A 20,656-nucleotide genomic window follows, 5' to 3' on the forward strand; every position below is an offset into this window, starting at 1 on the left:
AATCGTTCACTTTATTGAATCAGAGAACCTTATATATCAATATTCGAGCCAAAAGTAATCCATCAGGGTCAATCCGATTAATAGGATTATTCCCGCAATAAGCATAAAGACCGGTATTGAAATACTTCTCTGCCAGCGGGTCAACCGTTGTAAACCTCCCCAGCGCCGCATCATAATGTCTTGCCCCATAATCATACCAATTCAGCCCTTTCTTCGTGTCAAGCTCCTTGCCGTTGTACTTGTAAGGCTGAACATTGTTGGTACTGGCGAACACTCCACCGAAAGGATAGTAATGGTTTGTTTCCTCTGCCGTGCCGGTCTGATTGATTACTACCCGGTTATTACCCTGATGGTCTTTCAAGTAGTAATGGTACTGCCGTCACTGAACGTTACCACGCTTGGCAAATTTAAACAATTATACGATATATTGGTAATTCCCTTGTTTAAATCTTTAGTTAAATTCCCGTTGGAATCGTAGTTGTATTCATTCGCCTGCTTCACGCCGTCCTTGAACTCGAAACCGTTGTTGTAAGCAGATGTGGCTACAGCATCATCTACACGGGTCAACTGATTACCACCGAGGGTGAAAGTCAGGTTGTCAATCAGTCCGTAACCGGAAGCATCGGTCTGACCGTAACGCTGCAATCCCTTGATGTTGCCGTTCTTGTCATAGCCCGTCACATTCTCGCTGAAACGGTTGGCATTCGTGCTGATGCCTGCCGTTTCCCCGTAGGTGACGTTCAGCAGCCTGTCCAGCCCGTCGTAGGTGAACTTATAGCCACGGATAGTGCTCTCATTTCCAGCTTTCCAAGTCATGCTGCTGATGCTGCCGTTGTACTTGACAGCACCGGTGCCGGTGTCGTAATACAGATTCTGGGTGAACTTCGTTCCGCTGATGCCCGTCAGCCAGCCACGGAGGTTGTAGGCGTAGGTCAGCTTGTCTGCACTTGCGCCATGGAACTCCCGGCTCTGGAGCCTGCCGAACTTGTCATACGTGTAGGCTGCCAGCGTGATGGATGTCCCGCTGTGGTTCAGGTCAAACTTCACGCTTTCCGGGCGATCGCACGAGTCATAAGTATAGGTGTATTTCCCGCTTACGGTAGGCGTACCGTTCTTGTAGTGCCATTCGTTTACGGTCTGAGGATTCCCCGTGAAGGTGTAGGCAGTCTCCTGCTTGAGGCAGAAGTCCGGCTGCGAACGGGTGGTACGTGTCACCCTCCCCTTGACGTCATAATAGTTGGCAACATACACCTTGCCCGTGCCGTCAAGCAGGGAGAGGATGCTGCCCGTCTGATGATTCCGGGCGTTGGACTTATCCTGCACTGTGGCGGCAGGAAACCAAGTACGGTTGGTGAATCCCGATTGCGACAGAAAGTCATAATTGTCGTAGAAGTTCTGTACGTGTACCACCGGACTTGAAGAGGCGTTCTTTCCCGTACATTCCCCTTGCCGGGTCAATCGTCCCAAAGCGTCGTACAGATAGAACATCCATTTATTGCCTCCGGCAGCACGCTGCCTGCCGTCCTGCGTAAAGCTGATGCGGTCGGCAAGGTCGTAGACGTATTCTGTATAGTCCGTGCTACCGGCTCCCGGAAGCCACTTCTTGGAGCAACGGCCGAAACTGTCGTACTCGTAGCGGTAGGCATACAGCGCCAGATTGGCTGCGGCGATATTGCCATCGACGACCGGCGGCAGTACATAGCGCAATCGCCCCAGATTGTCATACACGTATATAGGTGTCATACGGAGTACTGCCGTTCATCCGGCGAACGAGCAGGGTACGTCCCTGCTTGTCCGTAAAGGTATAGGTGAGATGGCCATCTTCATCCTGGGTGCGGACAACGGCAAGTTCTCCGGCTGGATATTTGGTGCCGCCCGCCAACGAGCTTCCGCTGACCGTATACCAGATGCAGTGTAGCGGTGATTCGAGTGTGTTGGATGTATAGGCTGCCTTGGTCGGATGTTTCGCCCATGCCGAACCGGGACCGTATAATTCGGTCGGTCGGTTCAGAGGAGAATTCTCATAGACCGGGCGACTGTAGGGAGCGGCATCATTGCCGTAGTTTCCCGGTGCGCTGCTTTTGAAGGAGGCAGGGGCAGTATAGTCGGCAGCAGGAGCTATCGGCAACCAGGAGTTGGCTTCACGGCCCAAGGCGTCATATTCCTGCAGGGTGGCAAGACGGCTTTTCACGACATTGTTCTCCGATGCCTTCTGCAGAGTCTGGAACGGACGTCCCAGACCGTCGTAATAGACTGTTTCATCCAAGCGCTTTCCTCCGTCGGCATTCAGCATTGTAGTGGTGCGGACATAGTTTTGTGACGACACTTGTGCCGTGGCATGGACGGCAAGTATCAGCAGAGCTATCAGGCAATATATTTTCTTTCTCATGGCTGTATCGGTGTTTATTGGTTCTTGTAATTATACTCATAGGCCTGTACGGTCTTCCCTTCGTGGTCGGTCACACTCTGCAGCCTGCCGAAGGTATCATAACTGTAGCGGGTGATATTCCCGTTCGGACCGGTTACGGAGGTAATGCCCACGAACGGCGACCAGGTATAGGTGGTGACTTGCGAGGCGGTTCCCTTGTAATAGGTATCCAGCTTGCTACGGACGGAAGCCACGTCCGGGGCGGCCGAATTTTCGAGTGTAGTCATCTGGGCATCCGTATATCCCAGGGCTTCCTTGACTTTGGCATACGTTGTATTGGCTATTTCCGCAATAACGTGCTGCTTGTTGTAACTCCACAGATAGACCGTGGTCAGTGTCTGCTTCTCCGTTATTGTGGATAAGTTGCCGCCTGAAGTATAGGTGCAGGAAGCGTCAGCGCTATAATCTGCCGAAGGAGAATAGATACCCCTGGTCAGCGTATCGGTACCGATAACCCCTATGCTCTTGTTGGAGAACTTGAAACTGCCTACGGCAAGCGGGGCAGACAGTTTGAGACGGGAATGCGAAGTCAGCAGCCCTTTCTCGTTATATCGGTACAGTTCCCCCGCCGTCACTGTCGATGTTCCTGCCCGGTCGGTCACTTTAACCGTTTCGGTCGGCACATTCAGTATGTGATTGTCCACCAAAGTTTGGGGATAACCGTTTCCTGCATAGTTCTGCGGATAAAGCATATGCACGGTTTCGCTCAAGGAAGAATCATAAATTGTCTGCACGACAGATGGCTGCAGGTTCCATGGGTTATAAGTATATCGGTATTCGGTAGTCAGTACGCCTTTATCGGTGTATTCTTTGGCTATACGGTTGGTACATTCAATCCAGAATCTGGAAGAAGGATAGATGCAGAACAGCACACGGCCTCCACCGCACGATTGCGCATATTTGTTGCTGACTCCGGAACCACTGCAACCTTCGGCACCACTATGTATGTCTTCTACCAGGGCATTTACAAAATGGTGTTCCTTTTTCAGCACACTGTAGGTGTTTTCTGTCTCGCGCTGCAAGTTGCCGTTCGACGAATAGACCGCTTCACGCAACAAATTGCCGTTACGGGGATCATCAAAAGGCGGATAGAAGTCAAACGAAGAATTCTTGTCGTTCTTGTTCCAGAATTCATAAACCTGTTTGCCGTTGCCGCGTGTCAGAGTCACCCGACTGTATCCCACCAGTGTCCCCCTGACGGAAGCCATACTCTCCGACCAGACCGACCAATAGTTTTTCAGCACTGCTGCAGGAGGTACGGGATCGATGGAACTACCGCCTTCACTATGTCCCGGGCCTGCTTCTGCCTGATAGACCTGGAGCTTGTTGCGTGAAAATCGCAAAGGATACATCATCAGGCCCGAAGACATGCCGCTCTCCTGGGTATAGTCGTACTGGGAAACGATTGTATTCCCGTTCCCGTCCGTCTGACGAATCTCCTTAATCCGGACTCCTCCGCCTTGGGACATGAAGGAATTGGTACTTTTAACCCACATCTCTACTCGTTTATCTCCGGGAAAACTGGGGTAAGGGGTAATATCCGTTCGACGCGTTTCACCACATCTTTTATTTTTCCTCCTTCCGTACGGAGCGTATCGGCCGGAGAAATCTTTGGGTTCGGTATTTACCGCCGGGATAGTCGAATTACAGTTGCTTGTCATGGCATAGACTGATAATGGCTTTTGGGAAAGTGTTTGATTCAGTTTCAAGTAAATATAGTTCGTGAAAGAATGAGGCTCGTAACTGAAACTGCTCTCTCCGCCGGTGGGATAAACTATCTTGGACAACATGCCGGCTGTAATGGTCGAAGGATTGCATCGGCGATTGGCTGTTTGCATGGGAAGGCTATAGGGGAAATTATTATAACCTGTTTCACCCGCTAAAGAAAGAGGGGGTAATAGTGTCTTGTTGGACTGCCCGTTATAATGTCCCCAATAGTCGCGTGCAGAGGAACTTTTACCGGGAAGCCCTCCTTGATAAGTGAACTGATGAGCCGGAAGTTTCTTTAACGTACTTCCTACCATCGTTTCTTCTTGCAAGGAAACAAGGCGCAAGCGATTGTTTACCTCGGCATCCGAGTAAAGCGAGTTATAGTTTGTCAGAAGATTACGGCTCTCGTAATATTCGCGAAGCCGATTACCGCCCACACCGTTGCCTGCAAAATAATCGTACGTAAAGCGGAAGCGCTTGAACAGTTGGTCAGCCTTGTTCCTAATTTCAATGCTTTCCGATTTACGTCCTCCCATCAGGTCGGTACGAGTCCCTGCATTAAAGCGCACTGTTTCTTCATCGGTTGTTATCTCATATAAATAGTAGTTGTTTATCTTCACTAAATCAGAGAGTTGTTTCTCAACCTTATAATCAACCGTATTGGTCAAACCGTGATGCCAGTACTCTTGCAATTCGGGCAACATACGGATAGAGCCATATTGCTTATAGCTGAGACGGATGGTTTTCCCGTCAGGATGTTTTATTTGGGTCAGGTAATACGAAACGTTCCGCTTGGCATAAGGAGCCGTGGTATAAGAATCCGGAGAGTTGGTTTCTGTGATTCCGAATGTGTATTCTATACCGTCGGCATCGGTTATCTTGGATATGCCGGTGGCTCCTCCCGCAATTTTTACGATAGGTCCCTTCCCCGTTACTATGAACTTCTCCTGCAGCGGGTGGTAGATGAATTCTATATGCTGCCCCATGAAATCGGCTGTATAGGATTGTGCCTCGCCTTCATGGTTATCCAGCATTTGTGCATAAAGTGCAAAGGATATGTCGGTTGTCTTGGGATATGGAATGCATTTGAAACGGTTGTAGCCATAACTGCCGCGCCAACCACTTTCATGATTTCCGTCCATTTTATAGAAGCGTCCCAAGCCATCGGTATTCACTGTACGGAGATTCAGACTATTGTACAAGAACTCCCAGTCCTTTTTCAGCGTTCCCGCTTCAGGTTTGGGTCTGTGTTGTCACTACTCCGCCTGCGTTCAGCAGCCAGTTCAAGCCGACCCAGGTAGATTCCTGATTCACTTGTATGGCAGTGGCTTGATAGTCCAGAGTTATGGGAAGTCTCAATTTGCCACATTTCACTTCGTAGATGGGAATGGAAATTTGTGGAACACCCGTATAGAAGCTGACCGGAACTTCTCCCACCTTGGTAAAGGCGGCAACTTCGGGAGATTTGATGTTGACACGCTGTATGGATTCTGTTTGAGCTTGCAGTTGCAAGGAACAGAACAGCAGGGCGAGCCATAGTATATTCTTCTTCATGATTATTATTATTTTATATTGGTAGAATGTTTGTGTTCAAGAAAGAACCAGCTTGCAGCAAGCCTATACACCGGCTTGCTGCAAGTCTGATTTAAAGGTTTTACAGCGGCGGCATCGCCTGCACGCCCAGCACACTGGCTATGGTGGCAATGATGGTGCCCACAATTTTCAAGATATCTTTCCAGGTTTCTTTGCTTATTTTCATAATTCCATGTTTTAAAGATGATTGTTTTAGAATTCTTTATTTACCTCGAAGCACGGACACTGCTTCACCCACTCCCACGGCTCTACCGTCCCATCTCCGTCCAAATCGGGGCTGAGGTCGCGGTGGCCGCATACACGGGCGTTCCGGAACTGTTGCAGCAGCTGGTACACCAGCAGGTGCAGGGCCGAACGCTGCTCCGGCGTACGGGTATCCTTCGGATTTCCCAGGGCATCCAGTCCGCCTTCGTAGCAGATGCCGATGGAGTGCTTGTTATAGCCTTTCACGTGCGCCCCCACAAGCTCCGGGGGACGGGTGAGGACGGTGGTGCCGTTGCGACGGATATAGTAGTGGTAGCCCGTCGTGCGGAAGCCGCGGCGGCGGTGCTCTGCCTCCAGAGCCTCGGGAGTGAGCATACGGCCCTCCCGCGTGGCGCTGCAGTGCACCACGATGTAGTTTATTTTTCGCATAAATAAGTTAAGTAATGAATAGTTAGCGGTTGGTGATTCCGACAGCGAAGGGAGCCGTCCCTTTCACTCCTGCCGGCCGGGGAAGCGGCGGCTCCTTGCTGTGGATTAGTCTAGTTTTGTCTTGTTTAGTTCAGTTCTGTCCGGTTTAATTTTGTGTACAACAGGGTGTGTGCACGTGGAGAACGGACCGTTCGGTCAGCACCATCGGTAGATAGCGGTGTCCGGGATTATCCCAGCGGGTTTTCACCTTGGTCGCCGTCATTGCCGCCGCCACCCTCGTTGCCGCCCGAACCGCCGTCCGATGCGGCCGCGTCTTTGCTGTAGGGCACGCATTTCACGCCGGTGATGAGGGCACGGGTAGCCACGGTGCGGTCCTGGTTCTTGGTGAAGGAAGGGGTGAAGCGCACCAGCAGCAGGGCCTGTGCGGCCTTCACTTCGTCGCTCGTGACGGCACCCTTGCCCTTGGAACGCATGATGATGCCGAAAGTGCCCAGGCCGTCTACCGTCACCGACTCCGAGGAGTGGAGGTGCTTCGTCATCACGGTCACCATGTTGTCTATCGTGTTCTTCACGTCGCCCGTGGAGAGCGAGGAGTATTCGGCAATCTCCTTGGCCAACTGTGTGGTGCCGATTGTGGCCATGTGTACCACGCGGGGATGAAAGAGCTTGATTCCGTCCTTGTTCTCTTTCGTGGATTGAATAGTTTTGTAAAGTACTGGCATAATTCCAAATGTTTTTGATGTGAATAATTTCGTGTTCTTTGTGTCTTAAGCTTAACCACATTGCAAAGATACGACTGTTTTTTTCTCCGACGGGGCTTTTTGAGGCAAAGCGTTCCACAAAACGAAAACTTTTTTTTCCGGACGCTTGTCTGCTTTCACACCTGCATTATTCATAGTGGGGAGTTATCGGGGGGTGAAGGCCGATAGTATAGCCAATCAGCTGGACTACCGGCTTCTAACTCCTAAGCCCGGAGGGCGATAACTCCTTCCAACTCCCGATAACTCCTCTGAATGAAAAAGCCGTGGATCAGCAAAGGCTCAGCAGGTAGCGGCCCGGCTGGCGTATCTTGCCATGGCTCTCGCGCAACGCGCAGAATCCTTTCCACATCGGATGGCCGATGACCCCGAAGTTGCTCCTGAGCACGATGGCGTACTGTTCCTGCGGGGGGATGCCGAACTGGCGAAGGTTGAACAGCAGTCCGTCCATATTGCGCTTCAGCCCGTCCGGGGGCGGTTGCAGGGCCTCTATTTTCCGTAGATACTCCTCCTCCTTCGGCAGATGTACCTCCTCCGCGGACATCCGGTCCGCGCCCTCAGTGCCCCCGTTTCCGGGGGAACTATCGAGGAGGGAGTTTGCTTTTCTTTGCTATGCTTTGTGTACTTTGGGACGGTTTTTCGCTGTTTTCGGCCTGAAATGTTACAGTTCCGCCCTTTTCCGTTGCATTTATGCCACCGGATGCTGCATTTCCGTTTATGCCGCCGGACGTTTCATGCCCGCCCGCGGCACCGGCCGCATCCTCTTTCTCTTCTTGTTGCAGGAGGTTGTAGCGGGCGTCTATCAGGGACGAGTTGCGGCGCTTGGTGATGAAGAGGAACTGCCGCTGGATGTCGGCCGAGGTCAGTATGTGGTGCTCGTTGAAGAGCGCGGCGTCGAAGAGCCCGTACTCCACGGCAAGGCGGATGATGCGCTCCACGTCGGCCGGCTCCTGCTGGTAGAGGCTGTCCGCCAGGTCGTCGTAGAAGAGGCTGTCTGCCGGCACGTAATAGCCCTCGCCGGCGTAGATGCTGCAAAGGGCCTGCAGCAGCACGGCCAGCGCGGCGTCGCCTTCGCGCTTCAGGATGCGGCGCACCAGGCGGTCGTGGATGAAGTCTGTGTTCATGGGGAAGTAGTCGAGTCCCCGTCTTTTGATTCTGGACATGGCGATGAGGGATTAAGGATTAGGGGTTAAGGACGTGGGATTCCTAAGCTCTTCGTGCAGGAACTCGTTCTCGCGCTGCCTCCTGCATTTCCGCGCGGCGCTTTCGCGCACTGCGTGCAGGGCATGCAGGATGAGGACCATGCGCACTTCGGGGTCTTCGATGCGCGTTATCACCGGATAGCGGGGCGGCGTGTCCGTCTCTTCGGGCAGGCATGCCTTGCCCTTGCGCCGCAGGCGGTTGGCCTCCTTGCGGCATTCCTTGCAGTAGCTGTCGGGAGTGCGGCGGTCGGTTCTGCTGTAGAAGGCGCTGAGGGGCAGCTCGCGAAGGCAGCACTGGCATCTGCGGGTAGTTGCCGACGGGGACTGACAGGCACAGGCGTCTGTCGCGTCAGACACTGGCGTCTGTCGGCTCACGCACTGGTGTCTGTTGCGTTGGACACTGGTGTCTGTCGCGACAAGCAGGGGTGCTTCTTCTTGTTTTCGGATGTTTTTCATAATTCTTCTCTTTTAAATTTGCGTTTATAAAACAAATGGCTACTTTTGTCCCGGCAAAGATAATGTTGTTTTCGTTCATAAAACAAAAAAGTCGGGGAATAAATTCTTAAATAAGACGTAAAACGGTATGAATGAGAGAATAACGAATTTTCAATAATTTACATGCCAGGTTTTGTGAATGAATCCATTTACTTACGAAACCTGAATTGCATATAAAAACTGAAGAATATGGCAAACAACCAAGACCCGATGTTCTGCACGGCAGACATCGTAAAACGCGCCAAGCTGGCGAAAGAATTCAAGACGGACAGCGAGCTTGCCGCCTTTCTGGGCATATCGCGCTCCACGCTGAGCAACTGGAACGCCCGCAACAGCATCGACTTCCCCCTGCTGCTGGGCCGTCTGGGCGACGTGGACTACAACTGGCTGCTGACGGGGAAGGGCTCGCCCGTGCATCGTTCAAAATTCTGTGACAGCGACCTGGCCCGGGGCGAAGTGGAGATACTTCACAACCCGAAAACGGCCGACCCCGTGGACGACCGCAGCGTGACGCTCTACGACATCTCCGCCGCCGCCAACCTGAAGACGCTGCTCGAGGACCGCCCGCAGTATGCGCTGGGCAAAATCGTGATACCCAACGTGCCCCGGTGCGACGGTGCCGTCTACGTATCGGGCGACTCGATGTACCCTATCCTCAAGTCGGGCGACATCGTGGGCTTCAAGTCCATACGCGACTTCTCCGACGTCATCTACGGCGAGATGTACCTCGTCTCCTTCCGGCGCGGAGACGACGAATACCTGGCGGTGAAGTACGTCAACCACTCCGAACGGCCGGACTGCATCCGGCTGGTGAGCTACAACAACCATCACGACCCCATGGACCTGCCACTGGCAACTGTCAATGCAATGGCCATCGTGAAGTTCTCCATCAGGAAGAATATGATGATGTAGAAGGAGGTATACTACATAAGGTAGCCGCCAAAGACTACCCCAATGCCATCAAATATCTGAAAGAATATCACCACCAGTTGGATTCGACAAGCAATCTGCTGCAACTGTCGAACATCGCCGAACTGAACACCCAGATAGGCGCCGAACGCCTGAAAATGGAAAACATACAGGCCACCTCGCGCTACCGCATCACTCTTTTCAGCATTGTCACCGGCTTGTTACTGTTATCTCTGCTTTTCCTGATGCTCTACCTCCACCGCAAACGTAAAGTCAACCTCGAACTATGCCACAAGAACGAGGAACTTTCCGAAGCACGCGACCAAGCCGAAGCAGCCAACAAGGCCGACAACTTCGGGCAAGGCACCGGCCCGGAACTCAACATCTGCCGCCTCATCGCCGAACGGCTGAAAGGGAAAGTGCTGCCGGACAAGGAGTACAAGGAGGGGGCAAGGTTCGTGTTTGTACTGCCGGTGGAGGAAAAAAACAAGAGTTGTCTCAAAACTTGAAAGAATAGGTCAGCGAAGGGACGATGCCATAAAGATACAGTTTATAGATACGCCCGTTTCCTACAGAAAAGTGCCCCTGCCTCCCTGCATAAATAGAGAACACATTTTTCCGGCTATAAGCATTGATGATGGAAAGGCTCAAGCTACGGTCTTGCCTGATACGCCACGTTGCCGAAAAGTCCAGCTGGTGGAAAGCCGGAGCACGATAACCGTTCCGGGCAGAATAAATATAGACCAATACATGTTCCGATTCATACTTTCCAACGGGAAGCGTAAGATTCATCCCCGATGCATAGGAGAAAGTGGAAGACAGAGACCAATGTCTGTTCATTTCCCAGTTTACGAACAATTTCAGGTTATGGGGACGGTCGTACACCGGTCGGTACTCCTCTCCTCCTATACGGTTACGCGCACGCGAGAGAGTATAACTAATCCATCCGGTTACGGCTCCTTCATTCTTTGACAAATAGAATTCCAATCCACACCCTCTGGCAGAACCGGTTTCGACTTCATCTTCTATCCGGTCGTTCTGAAAAATATCGGCATTTTTCCGATAATCCACCACATGGCTTGTCCGGCGCATATATGCCTCCAGTGACAATGTATATTCCTTATCAGGGAAATTATATTCATATCCCAATGCAAGTTGGCGCATGACGGAGGGCTTCAACAGTGCATTGGCAGGCATCCACATGTCCGAGGGGATACCTACTGAAGAGGTGGTAAGCATGTGTATGCTCTGTGCCGCCTGTGTATACGATGCGGAAAACCGGTGCGAGGCATTCGGAATAAAAGAGAGCTCGGCACGGGGTTCGGGCATCACAAATGTCTTGGCTGCATAATAGGTAGAGGCCGGTGCATGCAATACGGACAGCCTGACCCCGGCATTCAGAAGAAAACGGGGCAGGAATTTATAATTTGCCTCTGCATACAATGCCGCATCCCACAAACTCTTGCGCGGCATTTCCGAAGGAGTGATGTTAGAATCCTTACCGGACTTGCCCACCTCACCGGGCATCGTAGTGAAATAATGCAGGTTCACCCCTCCCTTCAAGGTCAGCAGATTGTTCTGATACCTCTCCCAATCCGACTTCAACTGATACGACTGCATGTTCGACTTCCACACATATCGCAATCCGTCCGACAACGATTTGTACTTATAATAATAGTTGCTGAAGACAGCACTTGTATTCACATTTGTCTTATCATTCAGTATATGGTTCCAACGCATCGTAGCCGTGGCATTTCCCCAATCCATCCCATAGCCTTTCACCAGCTTGTTGAACACGGTATGGTCGCCTCCGCTATACAAGGAAAAGAACATACGGTTACGACTGTTCAGCGTTCTGTTCACTTTGGCATTGACATCATAAAACCACATCTGCGGTTTGGATGTCAGATTACTTCCCAACAATCCGGCTACTACACCCGGATATCCAAACCGGCCGGAAACCAGATAAGACCCTTCTTTCTTCTTCAAAGGTCCCTCCAACAGCACTTTCGAGGCTATCAGCCCCAAGCTGGCACTCCGTTCACGCTCCTTGCTGTTGCCTTCGCGCATACGCACGTCTATGACGGATGAAGAACGACCGCCATACTTCAACGGGAAGAACGATTTGTACAAGTTCACCTCACGGATGGCATCGTTGTTGAACACCGAAAAGAAGGACAATACATGACTGGGGTTATAAACTACAGCCTCATCCAGCAAGACCAGATTTCCCCATTGGTTACTGCCCCGTACAGAAATATTGTTCGTCCCTTCATTGCCACTCTGCACTCCGGGCAGAAACTGCAATGACTTCATCAAATCCGGTTCTCCTCCCACAGATGGCAATGCTTGTATTTCCTTTGCTTCTAAAGCAAATTGTCCGCTATGCTTGCGGCTTCCCACTATCTCGATACCTTTCAGCCAATAATCATCGGGAGTCAATGCGATATTCACCACCATGTTTCCTGATAAAGTCAAGGTATCCCTCCAAGTAACATACCCCAACATGGAACATTGCAATATACATTCCCCTTTGGGAAGTGATATGGAATAAAGTCCGTAAGCATTGGTTGCCATACCCGTTCCCGACCTTCGTTCCAGCACATTGGCATCCGAAAGAATCTCACCCGTTTTGGCATCCGTCACACACCCTCGTACAACAGCCTTTTGAGCAACCACTGCCTGACAACTCAAAAACAAAATACAGAAATAAATCAACGCCCGTTTCATTAGCTTTATCTTCTTACGATTACAAAACAACACATCATCTTTCCCCCGTTGCAATGCCTTTTTCGGAAACCGCACTCACACGGAAGCAGCCATACGCCCCACCGCTTATATTGCTGCCCACCGATGACGGTGCAGGCGTATAAGCACCACCATCCGACCGAAACTGGCGTATCATCTGGTCGAAAACGTCATAACAACTCTTGGAAATGGTCTGCGCCCATACATATAAGGAATCTCCCATGGGATAATCCCAACCCGGAGGATAACCCAAAGGATTTTCTCCGTCGTCAATCAGAAAATCAACCACATTCTCTTCAAGATACTCATCGCTCAAGATAGAATATCCCCAGAATTGGCCACTACTTAATAGAAACTGAGGATGCTTAAGAGAATAATTTGTATAACTATTTGCATTCAATTGAAACAGATAGTAATTGTCTACTCCAAAGGGATTGATAAAGCTGATACAAGGTGCCCATGTATGCCCTTTCTCATTAAAGTCAAAACGCTTCAATTTCATATCAGTAATAGGCAATGCAGATTCCATTCTTTGAATATCAGACTTATAATGTTTTCCTCCATAAAAAATATCCAACTGATAAGAATGCCCTTCTATACCATAAATCTTGGTAGTGGCATACATACCCCGGCAAGAAATATTATCATGCCCGGGATTCACTGCCACACGTGCAGACTTCTTCTGATAATAATCGTAATAGTCATAAAAGACTCCACCATAGTCATCATACGGATGAAGCACCTGCATTGTGTCCTTAATGCCATCCGTACAATCAGTCACTATCATAGTAGCATCTTCTATTCCTTCGTATTGTCCGTCTTGACCCGATATTAAAGCAGGTTTTCTCAAAAGGAAAAAGTAAGGCGGATTCTCACTGGTTATCACCCCGTTAAAAACAATTCCATCAAGCATAGAATCAGGAATATCAACATCAAACTCCTCCTCACAACCTGACAAAAGAAAAAGCAGACACAACGTCCATATAATACTGAAATACCTCACCATAATAGCCAAGATTTATTTTACAGTTCCAATTCCTGCTTCAAGAGTCTAGTCAGCTCTTCATAAGAATTTGTGATATATATCAATCTGTCATTAATGATAATGGTAGGAGTGGCAAATAGTCCCCGTTCCATCAATTTGTTGATGGTATGATTTACCCTATCATAATTCACCGCAGACAGCAGTTCTTGCTTATATTCTTCGACATCCAGACCCAGTCTACTGGCAGTATCAAAAACAAACGCAGAATCGACCAAAGCCTCATGTTCAAAAATGGCATCATGAAACTCCCAGAATTTATTGTATTTGACGGCAGCTTCACATGACAAAGATGCAAGAGTAGGCTCATCGGCGAAATTAATAAAGCCAAATCTCACTTTATCCTTGTATTCACTATAAATCTGTTTCAACGTCTTTTCAAAGTCAACACAACGTTTGCAGTCAAAGTCGGAAGCAACAATGAAAGTTGTAGCAGCATTAAGATTCCCTCTATAACGTACATTCAAGTCACTAATAACACATTGAGGCTGTTTGGGAGGATAAAGATATCTTTTTATATCTGCCTTATTATACAGTGAATCTGCCAAATGCTGAATTACAGCAGCCCTTATATCATTTCTCAAAGAAATATTCCCTTCAATACTTCCTGAAGACACTTTGCTAAGCCTTTCCCTTGAATGAAGGACACGTTCATCTACTGAGCCGAACATCATAAGCAGGCTGTCTTCTTTACCATTTATCATCTCTTTTACATAATCATCAAGAAAAACATTGAAAGTTTTCCCCACGGCAGCAGCTTCCTGCTCAATCAGTTTATGTTTAATCAAATCGTCCAGGGCTTTCAACTTTATTTCGTAAGCTGTATTCAATAAATCAAAAGTTTCCTGAGTAGTTAGTCGGGACAACTCTGAAGCACTGATTTCATAGCCATTCACTTCTGCTACAATGCTCTTGTCCCGATTGGAACAAGAGTACAGAAAAAAGAAATATAAAAAAACAAGATACTTCATATCGCTACGGATAAGGGAATCCTCCAAAATTAGGATGATACAGATTTCTTAGCACAAAATACTCCTTATCCGTATTCAAGACAACATGATATCTTGTATTATCTGTTCCTTCTATTCCATACATACCCGATGATACATTTGAAGTATCTTCTTTATATCCTTTATATCGCTTCAACCAATTTTTGTTACTGGAATCCTCATCATCAACATAAATTATTCCCCTATCAGTAAATGATGGACCATCCAATAAAATCCCATATGCGATAGATTGTTTTGGACCAAGTCCAAAAGGTGGTGCCCATTGAGGACGAGGATAAGGAGGATAGGCCCAAGCTAAAGCAGCATTAGTATTCACTATTGTATAACCAGCAAGATCTTTAACTGACGAAAATCTTGTATCAGTACTACTTATGCTATTCTTATTATGCTTATCATCACAATCATGATAACGAACAAGAACATCCATTGTACCACCAAACTGAGAATAATTTATATGATTAACAAGAAATACCCCACCTGGATAATACCTATTTGCTTCAGTCAAACAAAATTTAAAATTTACATTACCATTACCATCCACATATGTATCTCCCACTGGACCTGAAACTTTAGAATTCTGCCTAGTATCTTCTGCATCTAGATGAAGAGTTAACTCTTTGTATGTACCACATGAGCCAACCTTGAAAACTCCTACTACATCAATTGTTGCAGCATAAGCTGTACGCATTACTCTTTCTTTAGCAACAGACAGTCTGTTCATCAATTCCTGTTCATACTCATCCATTACAGCTTGAATGGTTTGTTCGTCAGCTATTGTTTCAATTTTCACAGTATCTGTTTCAGTATCAACAGCTCTAGTAGTCAATTCATAATCTGCGGCAGCTTTAGCAAGCTCCGCATCATTCTCCAATAAATCGTAGCTGTTGCTGCATGAGTAACAAACCAGCACGCCTAAAAAGACGAACAGTAAATGCTTCTTCATTTCTTCTTGAATTATAGTGTTAGTAAATAAAATCCCCGTATAATATGGTATCTCCGATAGTAATTTCTAAGCGATACTCTTCTCCTTCATTTAATAAGCCTGCTAAATTTAGTATTATCTCAGAAGTAGAGTATGAATCAGAAAAGATGGTTTCATTAGTAAAAAGGTTGGTAACTGAAACCTTGACATCAGCAAAGCCATTCTGAGAAGTTATCATAATTGATTCTGAATTAGAATCGAATAATGCAGAAGCCTCTAAGATAGCAGAACGTGTTCCTTTACTATTTGTAGTAGAAGAAGCTACAATTTTTTCAAGATCTATCTTTTTCAGTCGTTTCTGAGACATTGCATTTATATTCATACAAGTAAATGCAAATAGACACAATAGTAGTTTTCTTGTTCTCATTATTAATTAAGTTATTAAAAGTTTGATACTGCAAATAACTTAATCTTTTATAAGAAAGCCTACAAAAAAGAGGTAACAGTGGTAACAGAGCAATGTAACAGAAGTAACAAATCCATCATAATACGCTATTTATCAATAGTCAAACATACGATTGAACAGTTCTTCATCAATTTTATTCTTGATACGGCTCTTTCTCGTTTTTATAGCGTCCGAAGAGACATCCAGTATACATAAAACAATAAATTTGGAACAACGGAGCAAAGACAATATACAATAAAGCAAATCATCATTAGTCAAACCGGGATAGTGTTCCTTCAAATCTTTCATGACATCGGCAAAAGTCTTTCTTATATCACTCACCATCACTTGCCTATAAGTATCTGCAATCGAAACCTGCATTTTAGCAGTTGCTTTCTTCAATTCATCAAGTTTTCTACTTCCCTCGGTGGTTCTAAATATAGAAACACAGATACTGAATCGTTCTTCCTCCAATTTGTGTAATTCTGCTACTTTCGTATTAGAAGCTGATTCAGGAATTTCATTCAAAAGCATCACCTCCGCACGGTTTTCCATCAAGCGCTGCTGCAAAGCCATATACTCCTTTTTCCTACGGGCATCACGCCACAGATAAACAATGACCAATACAAACATGAATAACAAAAAAAGAACCGCCAAGCCTGCAATTATCCGTTGATTTCTGACAGACAATTCACGTTTATGAAGTTCTATTAAATGATTATCCATCAGTTCATCAAGCTCTGCACGATAATTCATCATTTGAATGGAGTCATAGAAAAGAATGAAAGAGTCAACATATACAGTAGCATTTTCCCAATCCTTCATTTTTTTATATCCTTCAAACAAATGATTATAAGACGATGTCTTTACATATATATTAGAAGACCTTGCTCCAATTTTCCAATAATAAACAGCAGAATCATTCCGATTTAAGGAATTTAGAATATCCCCCTTTATAGAACAAGCCGATGTATAATCTTCCTCAACGGTCAAATAGGGTAAAGCTTTTGAAAGAGCCGATTCCGCCTCCATATACCGCCCCAACTCATTATAAAGCCCCGCTATGTTTTTATAAATAAGGGATAAACACTCATTGTCTTGCAGCGAGGATGCAATTTTTAAAGCTTGTTGATAGCAACAAAGCGCACTATCCAATTGATATTCCAACAAAAAGGTATTTCCAATATCTCTTAATGCATAAAAAGAACGTGCAGAATCCTTCACTGCACATAAATTATATCCCTTCCGATACATTTCCCTTGCCGTAGAATGTAAATCTTACTCATTATAACAGTTCCCCAAATGGCTGTACAGCATCGCCACGAATATAGAGTCTTTCTTTGGCATCAGTTCCAGCGACTTCAGATAGAGGCTTATTGCCTTCGGAAACTCTTTATTTTCCATATAGACACATCCCCAATAGAAGTAGGCTTGCGCCAGCCGTTCCTGCTCCCCATCTCTTTGGTAATAGTCTACCGCTATCTGTATCAGCGAATCGTTCTCCAGCAGCACACAACTCTTGTATCGGGCTTGTGTCAGCAGCAACGCATACAAGGCGCGTTCTTCTCCCCGCAACTCGCGGGAATCCGGTATCTGTTCCAGCACCAGCAAAGCATTGTCGGGATTGCTCCACATCATGGAGTCTGCCGCCGCGAGCATGGGGCGTGCAGAGGTGACTTCTTCCTTGCACAAGTGGCACAGCACAGAAGCTACCAAAAAGAAGGAAAAGGCAAGCAAAAGGTATCTCATAGTTCGGACTTACATTCTTTGTTGCGCACAAAGGTACATCATTCAAGGAAAACAACCGAACACATTTGTTTACATTTTATCGGGAAAAAGACGGTTCTTACATTTAAGGGGAGTCAGAGGAGCAGAGGAATAGAGGAGTAGAGGGAGCAATCGTTTGCCGGTAAACTATGAAATCGTTTGCCAGTAAACTACGAAATCATTTGCCGGTAACAAATAAAACTGTATATTTGCAGCAACCAACTCTCTACAAGATGATTAGACAAGAAGAAATCTCCGCCGTACTCGACGCACAAGCAGAAATATTCTGCAAGAAAGAGAATGGCTTGACACGCGAGGCGCTGGCAGCAATACCGGTAGTCCCCTCATTTGCCACCATCATCACCGGCATCCGCCGCTGCGGTAAAAGCACCCTTCTGCGGCAACTGATGTCGCAGAAATACAACCGGGCACTCTACCTGAACTTCGAAGATATACGTCTGGCGGGCTTCACAACAGACGACTTTACCCGCCTGCTACGCGAAATAGAACGCCGCGGAATATCCGTACTATTCTTCGATGAAATACAGATTATCCCACGATGGGAAATCTTTATTCACCAACTGCTCAACGAAGAGTACACCTTGTTCATCAGCGGCTCCAATGCCTCCCTGCTAAGTAGAGAGCTGGGCACACACCTCACAGGAAGACACATCCCGATGGAACTCTTCCCCTTCTCCTACTCCGAATATCTATCCTTCGGACAACTGGCAGCGGGCGAAGAATCACTCACCGGCTACCTGCACGACGGCGGCATACCCGAATATGTGAAAAGCCACACCGGCATTATCCTCAATACCCTGATAGACGATATTCTGATACGCGACATCGCCATACGAAACTCCATCAAGGACGTGAACTCCCTGCGCTCCTTGGCTGTATACCTCCTTTCGAATGTGGGCAATCTGGTATCGGCAGGGAAACTGGCAGGTATGTTCGACATAAAGGCGGCATCTACTTTTCTGGACTATTTCTCTTTCTACCAGTCTTCCTATCTGCTGGAATTCGTACCTATATTCAACTACTCGCTGAAGGTGCAGGCACGTAACCCCAAAAAAGTATATGCCATAGACTTGGGACTGGTAAACGAGGCTTCTGCCAACTTCTCCGACGATACCGGGCACAAGCTGGAAAACCTTGTCTTCCTGCATTTACGCCGACAACCGGGCAGCATCTGTTACTACAAAGGGCAGGGAGAATGCGACTTCATCGTCAGCCGGAAAGGAAAGGTGCAGAGCGCCGTACAGGTCTGCCGGCAAATAAACGACCGGAATTTCGCCCGCGAATATAACGGACTGCTGGAGGCAATGAATGCACTGAACCTGACAGAGGGCACCATCGTCACTTTCAACCAGACAGACAGCTTCGAAGAAAACGGGAAAACAATACAAATGGTGCCTGCCCACCGGTTCCTGCTCCCGTGACAGGCAGAAACAACGAAAGCCGCCTCTTCCGCATCCCCGGAATGCCGGTATATGCAGAAGGGCGGCCCTCTATAATAAATAGCCGTAAAGCTATGCTGATTACAAATCGAAGGCTGATTACAAACCGAATGCGGCTTTCACCTTGTCCACGTAGTCCAGCTTCTCCCAGGTGAAGAGCTCTACCTCTACATCCTTGTTGCCTTCGTAGCGGCTCTTGAAGTGCTTGACGACAGTCTGCGGCTCGCGGCCCATGTGCCCGTAGGCGGCAGTCTCCTGATAGATGGGGTTGCGGAGCTTCAGGCGGTCTTCGATGGCTTTGGGACGGAGATCGAACAGCTCGTCAATCTTGCGGGCTATCTCACCGTCGCTCATGCTGACATGGCTGCGACCGTAAGTATCCACGAAGATATTGATGGGACGCGCCACGCCGATGGCGTAGCTTACCTGCACCAGCATCTCGTCCGCCACACCGGCAGCTACCAGATTCTTGGCAATGTGGCGGGCAGCATATGCTGCGCTACGGTCTACCTTCGAAGGGTCTTTGCCGGAGAAAGCGCCGCCGCCGTGGGCACCCTTGCCGCCGTAGGTATCTACAATAATCTTGCGCCCCGTCAGCCCGGTGTCACCGTGAGGACCACCGATTACGAACTTGCCCGTGGGATTGACGTGGTATGTGATATGGTCGTTGAACAATGCCAGCACCTTTTCATGATGGATGGAGGCAATGACACGCGGCATCAGAATCTCGATTACATCCCGGCGGATTTGAGCGAGCATTTCTTCATCAGCCTTGAGTTGTGCGGCCTCGCTGTCGTCGGCAGGCTGTACGAAGTCGTCGTGCTGGGTGGAGACTACGATAGTGTCGATGCGTACGGGCCTGCCGTTGTCATCATATTCGATGGTCACCTGGCTCTTGGCGTCGGGACGGAGGTAGGTCATCACCTTGCCTTCGCGACGGACGTCGGCCAGCACCTGCAGGATGCGGTGTGCAAGGTCCAGCGAAAGCGGCATGTAGTTCTCCGTTTCGTTGGTGGCATAGCCGAACATCATTCCCTGGTCTCCGGCACCCTGCTCCATCGAGTCCTGACGCTCCACGCCGCGGTTGATGTCGGGGCTTTGCTCGTGGATGGCGCTCAGCACGCCGCACGAGTTGCTCTCGAACATGTACTCGCCTTTGGTATAGCCGATTTTCTTGATTACTTCGCGTGCGATGAGGGGCATGTCAACGTACGCTTTGGTTTTCACTTCTCCAGCCAGCACTACCTGCCCGGTAGTAACCAGAGTTTCGCAAGCTACTTTTGAACTGGGGTCGTAGGCCAACAGTTTGTCAAGCACAGCGTCCGATATTTGGTCGGCCACTTTGTCGGGGTGTCCTTCAGACACCGATTCGGATGTGAATAAATATCCCATTTCTGTTGAGAATTGATAGTTGATAATCGATAGTCCGATGAATGGAGAAAGGTATATATGAGTAGGTGCGTCCGGCACGCGCGGGCCGTCAGGAAAGGATGTGTTTTAGCATTTTTTTCCGTGGTTGCAAGCTACTCAAATC

Annotated in this window: 20 protein-coding genes and 1 pseudogene; 3 read left to right on the forward strand and 18 right to left on the reverse strand. The window is 48.2% G+C overall.

The genetic code is table 11. The features are described 5' to 3' along the window. Positions 1 to 19: 19 nt before the first annotated feature. The 10 genes and pseudogenes from M1B78_RS09695 to M1B78_RS09740 form a co-directional block, all read right to left on the reverse strand. Entirely contained in the window at positions 20 to 361 is a 342-nt protein-coding gene (locus M1B78_RS09695; RefSeq protein ID WP_257940542.1) for an RHS repeat-associated core domain-containing protein, read from the reverse strand. Then, positions 358 to 1,743 carry a hypothetical protein gene (locus M1B78_RS09700; RefSeq protein ID WP_257940543.1) on the reverse strand — a complete coding sequence of 462 codons (1,386 nt, stop codon included), beginning with the start codon at positions 1,741 to 1,743 and terminating at the stop codon, positions 358 to 360. Before M1B78_RS09700 ends, M1B78_RS09695 begins: the two co-directional genes overlap by 4 nt. Further along, positions 1,721 to 2,389 (reverse strand): DUF6443 domain-containing protein, encoded by a 669-nt coding sequence (locus tag M1B78_RS09705; RefSeq protein ID WP_257940544.1) that lies wholly within the window; start codon positions 2,387 to 2,389, stop codon positions 1,721 to 1,723. Before M1B78_RS09705 ends, M1B78_RS09700 begins: the two co-directional genes overlap by 23 nt. Before the next feature lie 14 nt (positions 2,390 to 2,403). Further along, positions 2,404 to 5,340 carry an RHS repeat protein gene (locus M1B78_RS09710; protein ID WP_257940545.1) on the reverse strand — a complete coding sequence of 979 codons (2,937 nt, stop codon included), beginning with the start codon at positions 5,338 to 5,340 and terminating at the stop codon, positions 2,404 to 2,406. Positions 5,341 to 5,371: 31 nt separating this feature from the next. After that, entirely contained in the window at positions 5,372 to 5,692 is a 321-nt protein-coding gene (locus M1B78_RS09715) for a hypothetical protein (protein ID WP_257940546.1), read from the reverse strand. Positions 5,693 to 5,792: 100 nt separating this feature from the next. Next, a complete protein-coding gene (locus M1B78_RS09720; protein WP_181978975.1) occupies positions 5,793 to 5,897 on the reverse strand; it encodes a smalltalk protein in 105 nt (34 codons plus the stop codon). 26 nt (positions 5,898 to 5,923) lie between these two features. After that, positions 5,924 to 6,364 carry an N-acetylmuramoyl-L-alanine amidase gene (locus tag M1B78_RS09725; RefSeq protein WP_257940547.1) on the reverse strand — a complete coding sequence of 147 codons (441 nt, stop codon included), beginning with the start codon at positions 6,362 to 6,364 and terminating at the stop codon, positions 5,924 to 5,926. 227 nt (positions 6,365 to 6,591) lie between these two features. Beyond that, entirely contained in the window at positions 6,592 to 7,086 is a 495-nt protein-coding gene (locus M1B78_RS09730) for an HU family DNA-binding protein (protein WP_257940548.1), read from the reverse strand. Between the two features lie 307 nt (positions 7,087 to 7,393). Then, a pseudogene (locus M1B78_RS09735) lies at positions 7,394 to 8,285 on the reverse strand (DUF4373 domain-containing protein). Between the two features lie 12 nt (positions 8,286 to 8,297). Next, the gene (locus tag M1B78_RS09740) at positions 8,298 to 8,780 is read right to left on the reverse strand and encodes a hypothetical protein (protein WP_257940549.1); all 483 of its coding nucleotides are present in this window, start codon (positions 8,778 to 8,780) and stop codon (positions 8,298 to 8,300) included. A 228-nt stretch (positions 8,781 to 9,008) separates the two neighbouring features. Here M1B78_RS09740 and M1B78_RS09745 point away from each other — a divergent pair, with 228 nt between their 5' ends. Together M1B78_RS09745 and M1B78_RS09750 are read left to right on the forward strand one after the other, a co-directional pair. After that, positions 9,009 to 9,731: a LexA family transcriptional regulator gene (locus M1B78_RS09745; protein ID WP_257940550.1), complete on the forward strand. Its 723-nt coding sequence runs from the start codon at positions 9,009 to 9,011 to the stop codon at positions 9,729 to 9,731. Between the two features lie 77 nt (positions 9,732 to 9,808). Then, positions 9,809 to 10,237, forward strand: a complete 429-nt coding sequence (locus M1B78_RS09750; RefSeq protein WP_257940551.1) for a hypothetical protein — start codon at positions 9,809 to 9,811, stop codon at positions 10,235 to 10,237. Here the strand turns inward: M1B78_RS09750 and M1B78_RS09755 are convergent. The 7 genes from M1B78_RS09755 to M1B78_RS09785 all read right to left on the reverse strand — a co-directional run bounded on the left by M1B78_RS09755 (position 10,227) and on the right by M1B78_RS09785 (position 17,644). Then, positions 10,227 to 12,458 (reverse strand): TonB-dependent receptor, encoded by a 2,232-nt coding sequence (locus M1B78_RS09755; RefSeq protein WP_257940552.1) that lies wholly within the window; start codon positions 12,456 to 12,458, stop codon positions 10,227 to 10,229. The two genes, M1B78_RS09750 and M1B78_RS09755, sit on opposite strands and share 11 nt — an antisense overlap. Positions 12,459 to 12,492: 34 nt before the next feature. After that, on the reverse strand, positions 12,493 to 13,482 hold the full coding sequence (locus tag M1B78_RS09760; protein ID WP_120172993.1) for a DUF4249 family protein: 990 nt from the start codon (positions 13,480 to 13,482) through the stop codon (positions 12,493 to 12,495). A 17-nt stretch (positions 13,483 to 13,499) separates the two neighbouring features. Continuing rightward, positions 13,500 to 14,489, reverse strand: coding sequence for a thioredoxin domain-containing protein (locus M1B78_RS09765; RefSeq protein ID WP_257931529.1), 990 nt, complete (start codon positions 14,487 to 14,489; stop codon positions 13,500 to 13,502). Between the two features lie 4 nt (positions 14,490 to 14,493). Next, complete coding sequence (locus tag M1B78_RS09770) at positions 14,494 to 15,471, reverse strand: hypothetical protein (RefSeq protein WP_257931530.1); 978 nt, start codon at positions 15,469 to 15,471, stop codon at positions 14,494 to 14,496. Positions 15,472 to 15,490: 19 nt separating this feature from the next. Further along, positions 15,491 to 15,832 (reverse strand): DUF3244 domain-containing protein, encoded by a 342-nt coding sequence (locus M1B78_RS09775; protein ID WP_257940553.1) that lies wholly within the window; start codon positions 15,830 to 15,832, stop codon positions 15,491 to 15,493. A gap of 177 nt (positions 15,833 to 16,009) precedes the next feature. Next, positions 16,010 to 17,119, reverse strand: a complete 1,110-nt coding sequence (locus tag M1B78_RS09780; RefSeq protein WP_257940554.1) for a tetratricopeptide repeat protein — start codon at positions 17,117 to 17,119, stop codon at positions 16,010 to 16,012. Positions 17,120 to 17,173: 54 nt separating this feature from the next. Next, positions 17,174 to 17,644: a tetratricopeptide repeat protein gene (locus M1B78_RS09785; RefSeq protein ID WP_257940555.1), complete on the reverse strand. Its 471-nt coding sequence runs from the start codon at positions 17,642 to 17,644 to the stop codon at positions 17,174 to 17,176. Positions 17,645 to 17,895: 251 nt separating this feature from the next. Here M1B78_RS09785 and M1B78_RS09790 point away from each other — a divergent pair, with 251 nt between their 5' ends. After that, positions 17,896 to 19,104, forward strand: a complete 1,209-nt coding sequence (locus M1B78_RS09790; RefSeq protein WP_257940556.1) for an ATP-binding protein — start codon at positions 17,896 to 17,898, stop codon at positions 19,102 to 19,104. 117 nt (positions 19,105 to 19,221) lie between these two features. Here M1B78_RS09790 and metK read toward each other — a convergent pair whose 3' ends face one another. After that, positions 19,222 to 20,514, reverse strand: a complete 1,293-nt coding sequence (gene metK, locus M1B78_RS09795) for a methionine adenosyltransferase (protein ID WP_257940557.1) — start codon at positions 20,512 to 20,514, stop codon at positions 19,222 to 19,224. Positions 20,515 to 20,656: the final 142 nt, after the last annotated feature.

Origin of the sequence: Bacteroides muris (ex Fokt et al. 2023), from assembly GCF_024704895.1 — a bacterium.
Classification (GTDB): Bacteria; Bacteroidota; Bacteroidia; order Bacteroidales; family Bacteroidaceae; genus Bacteroides; species Bacteroides muris.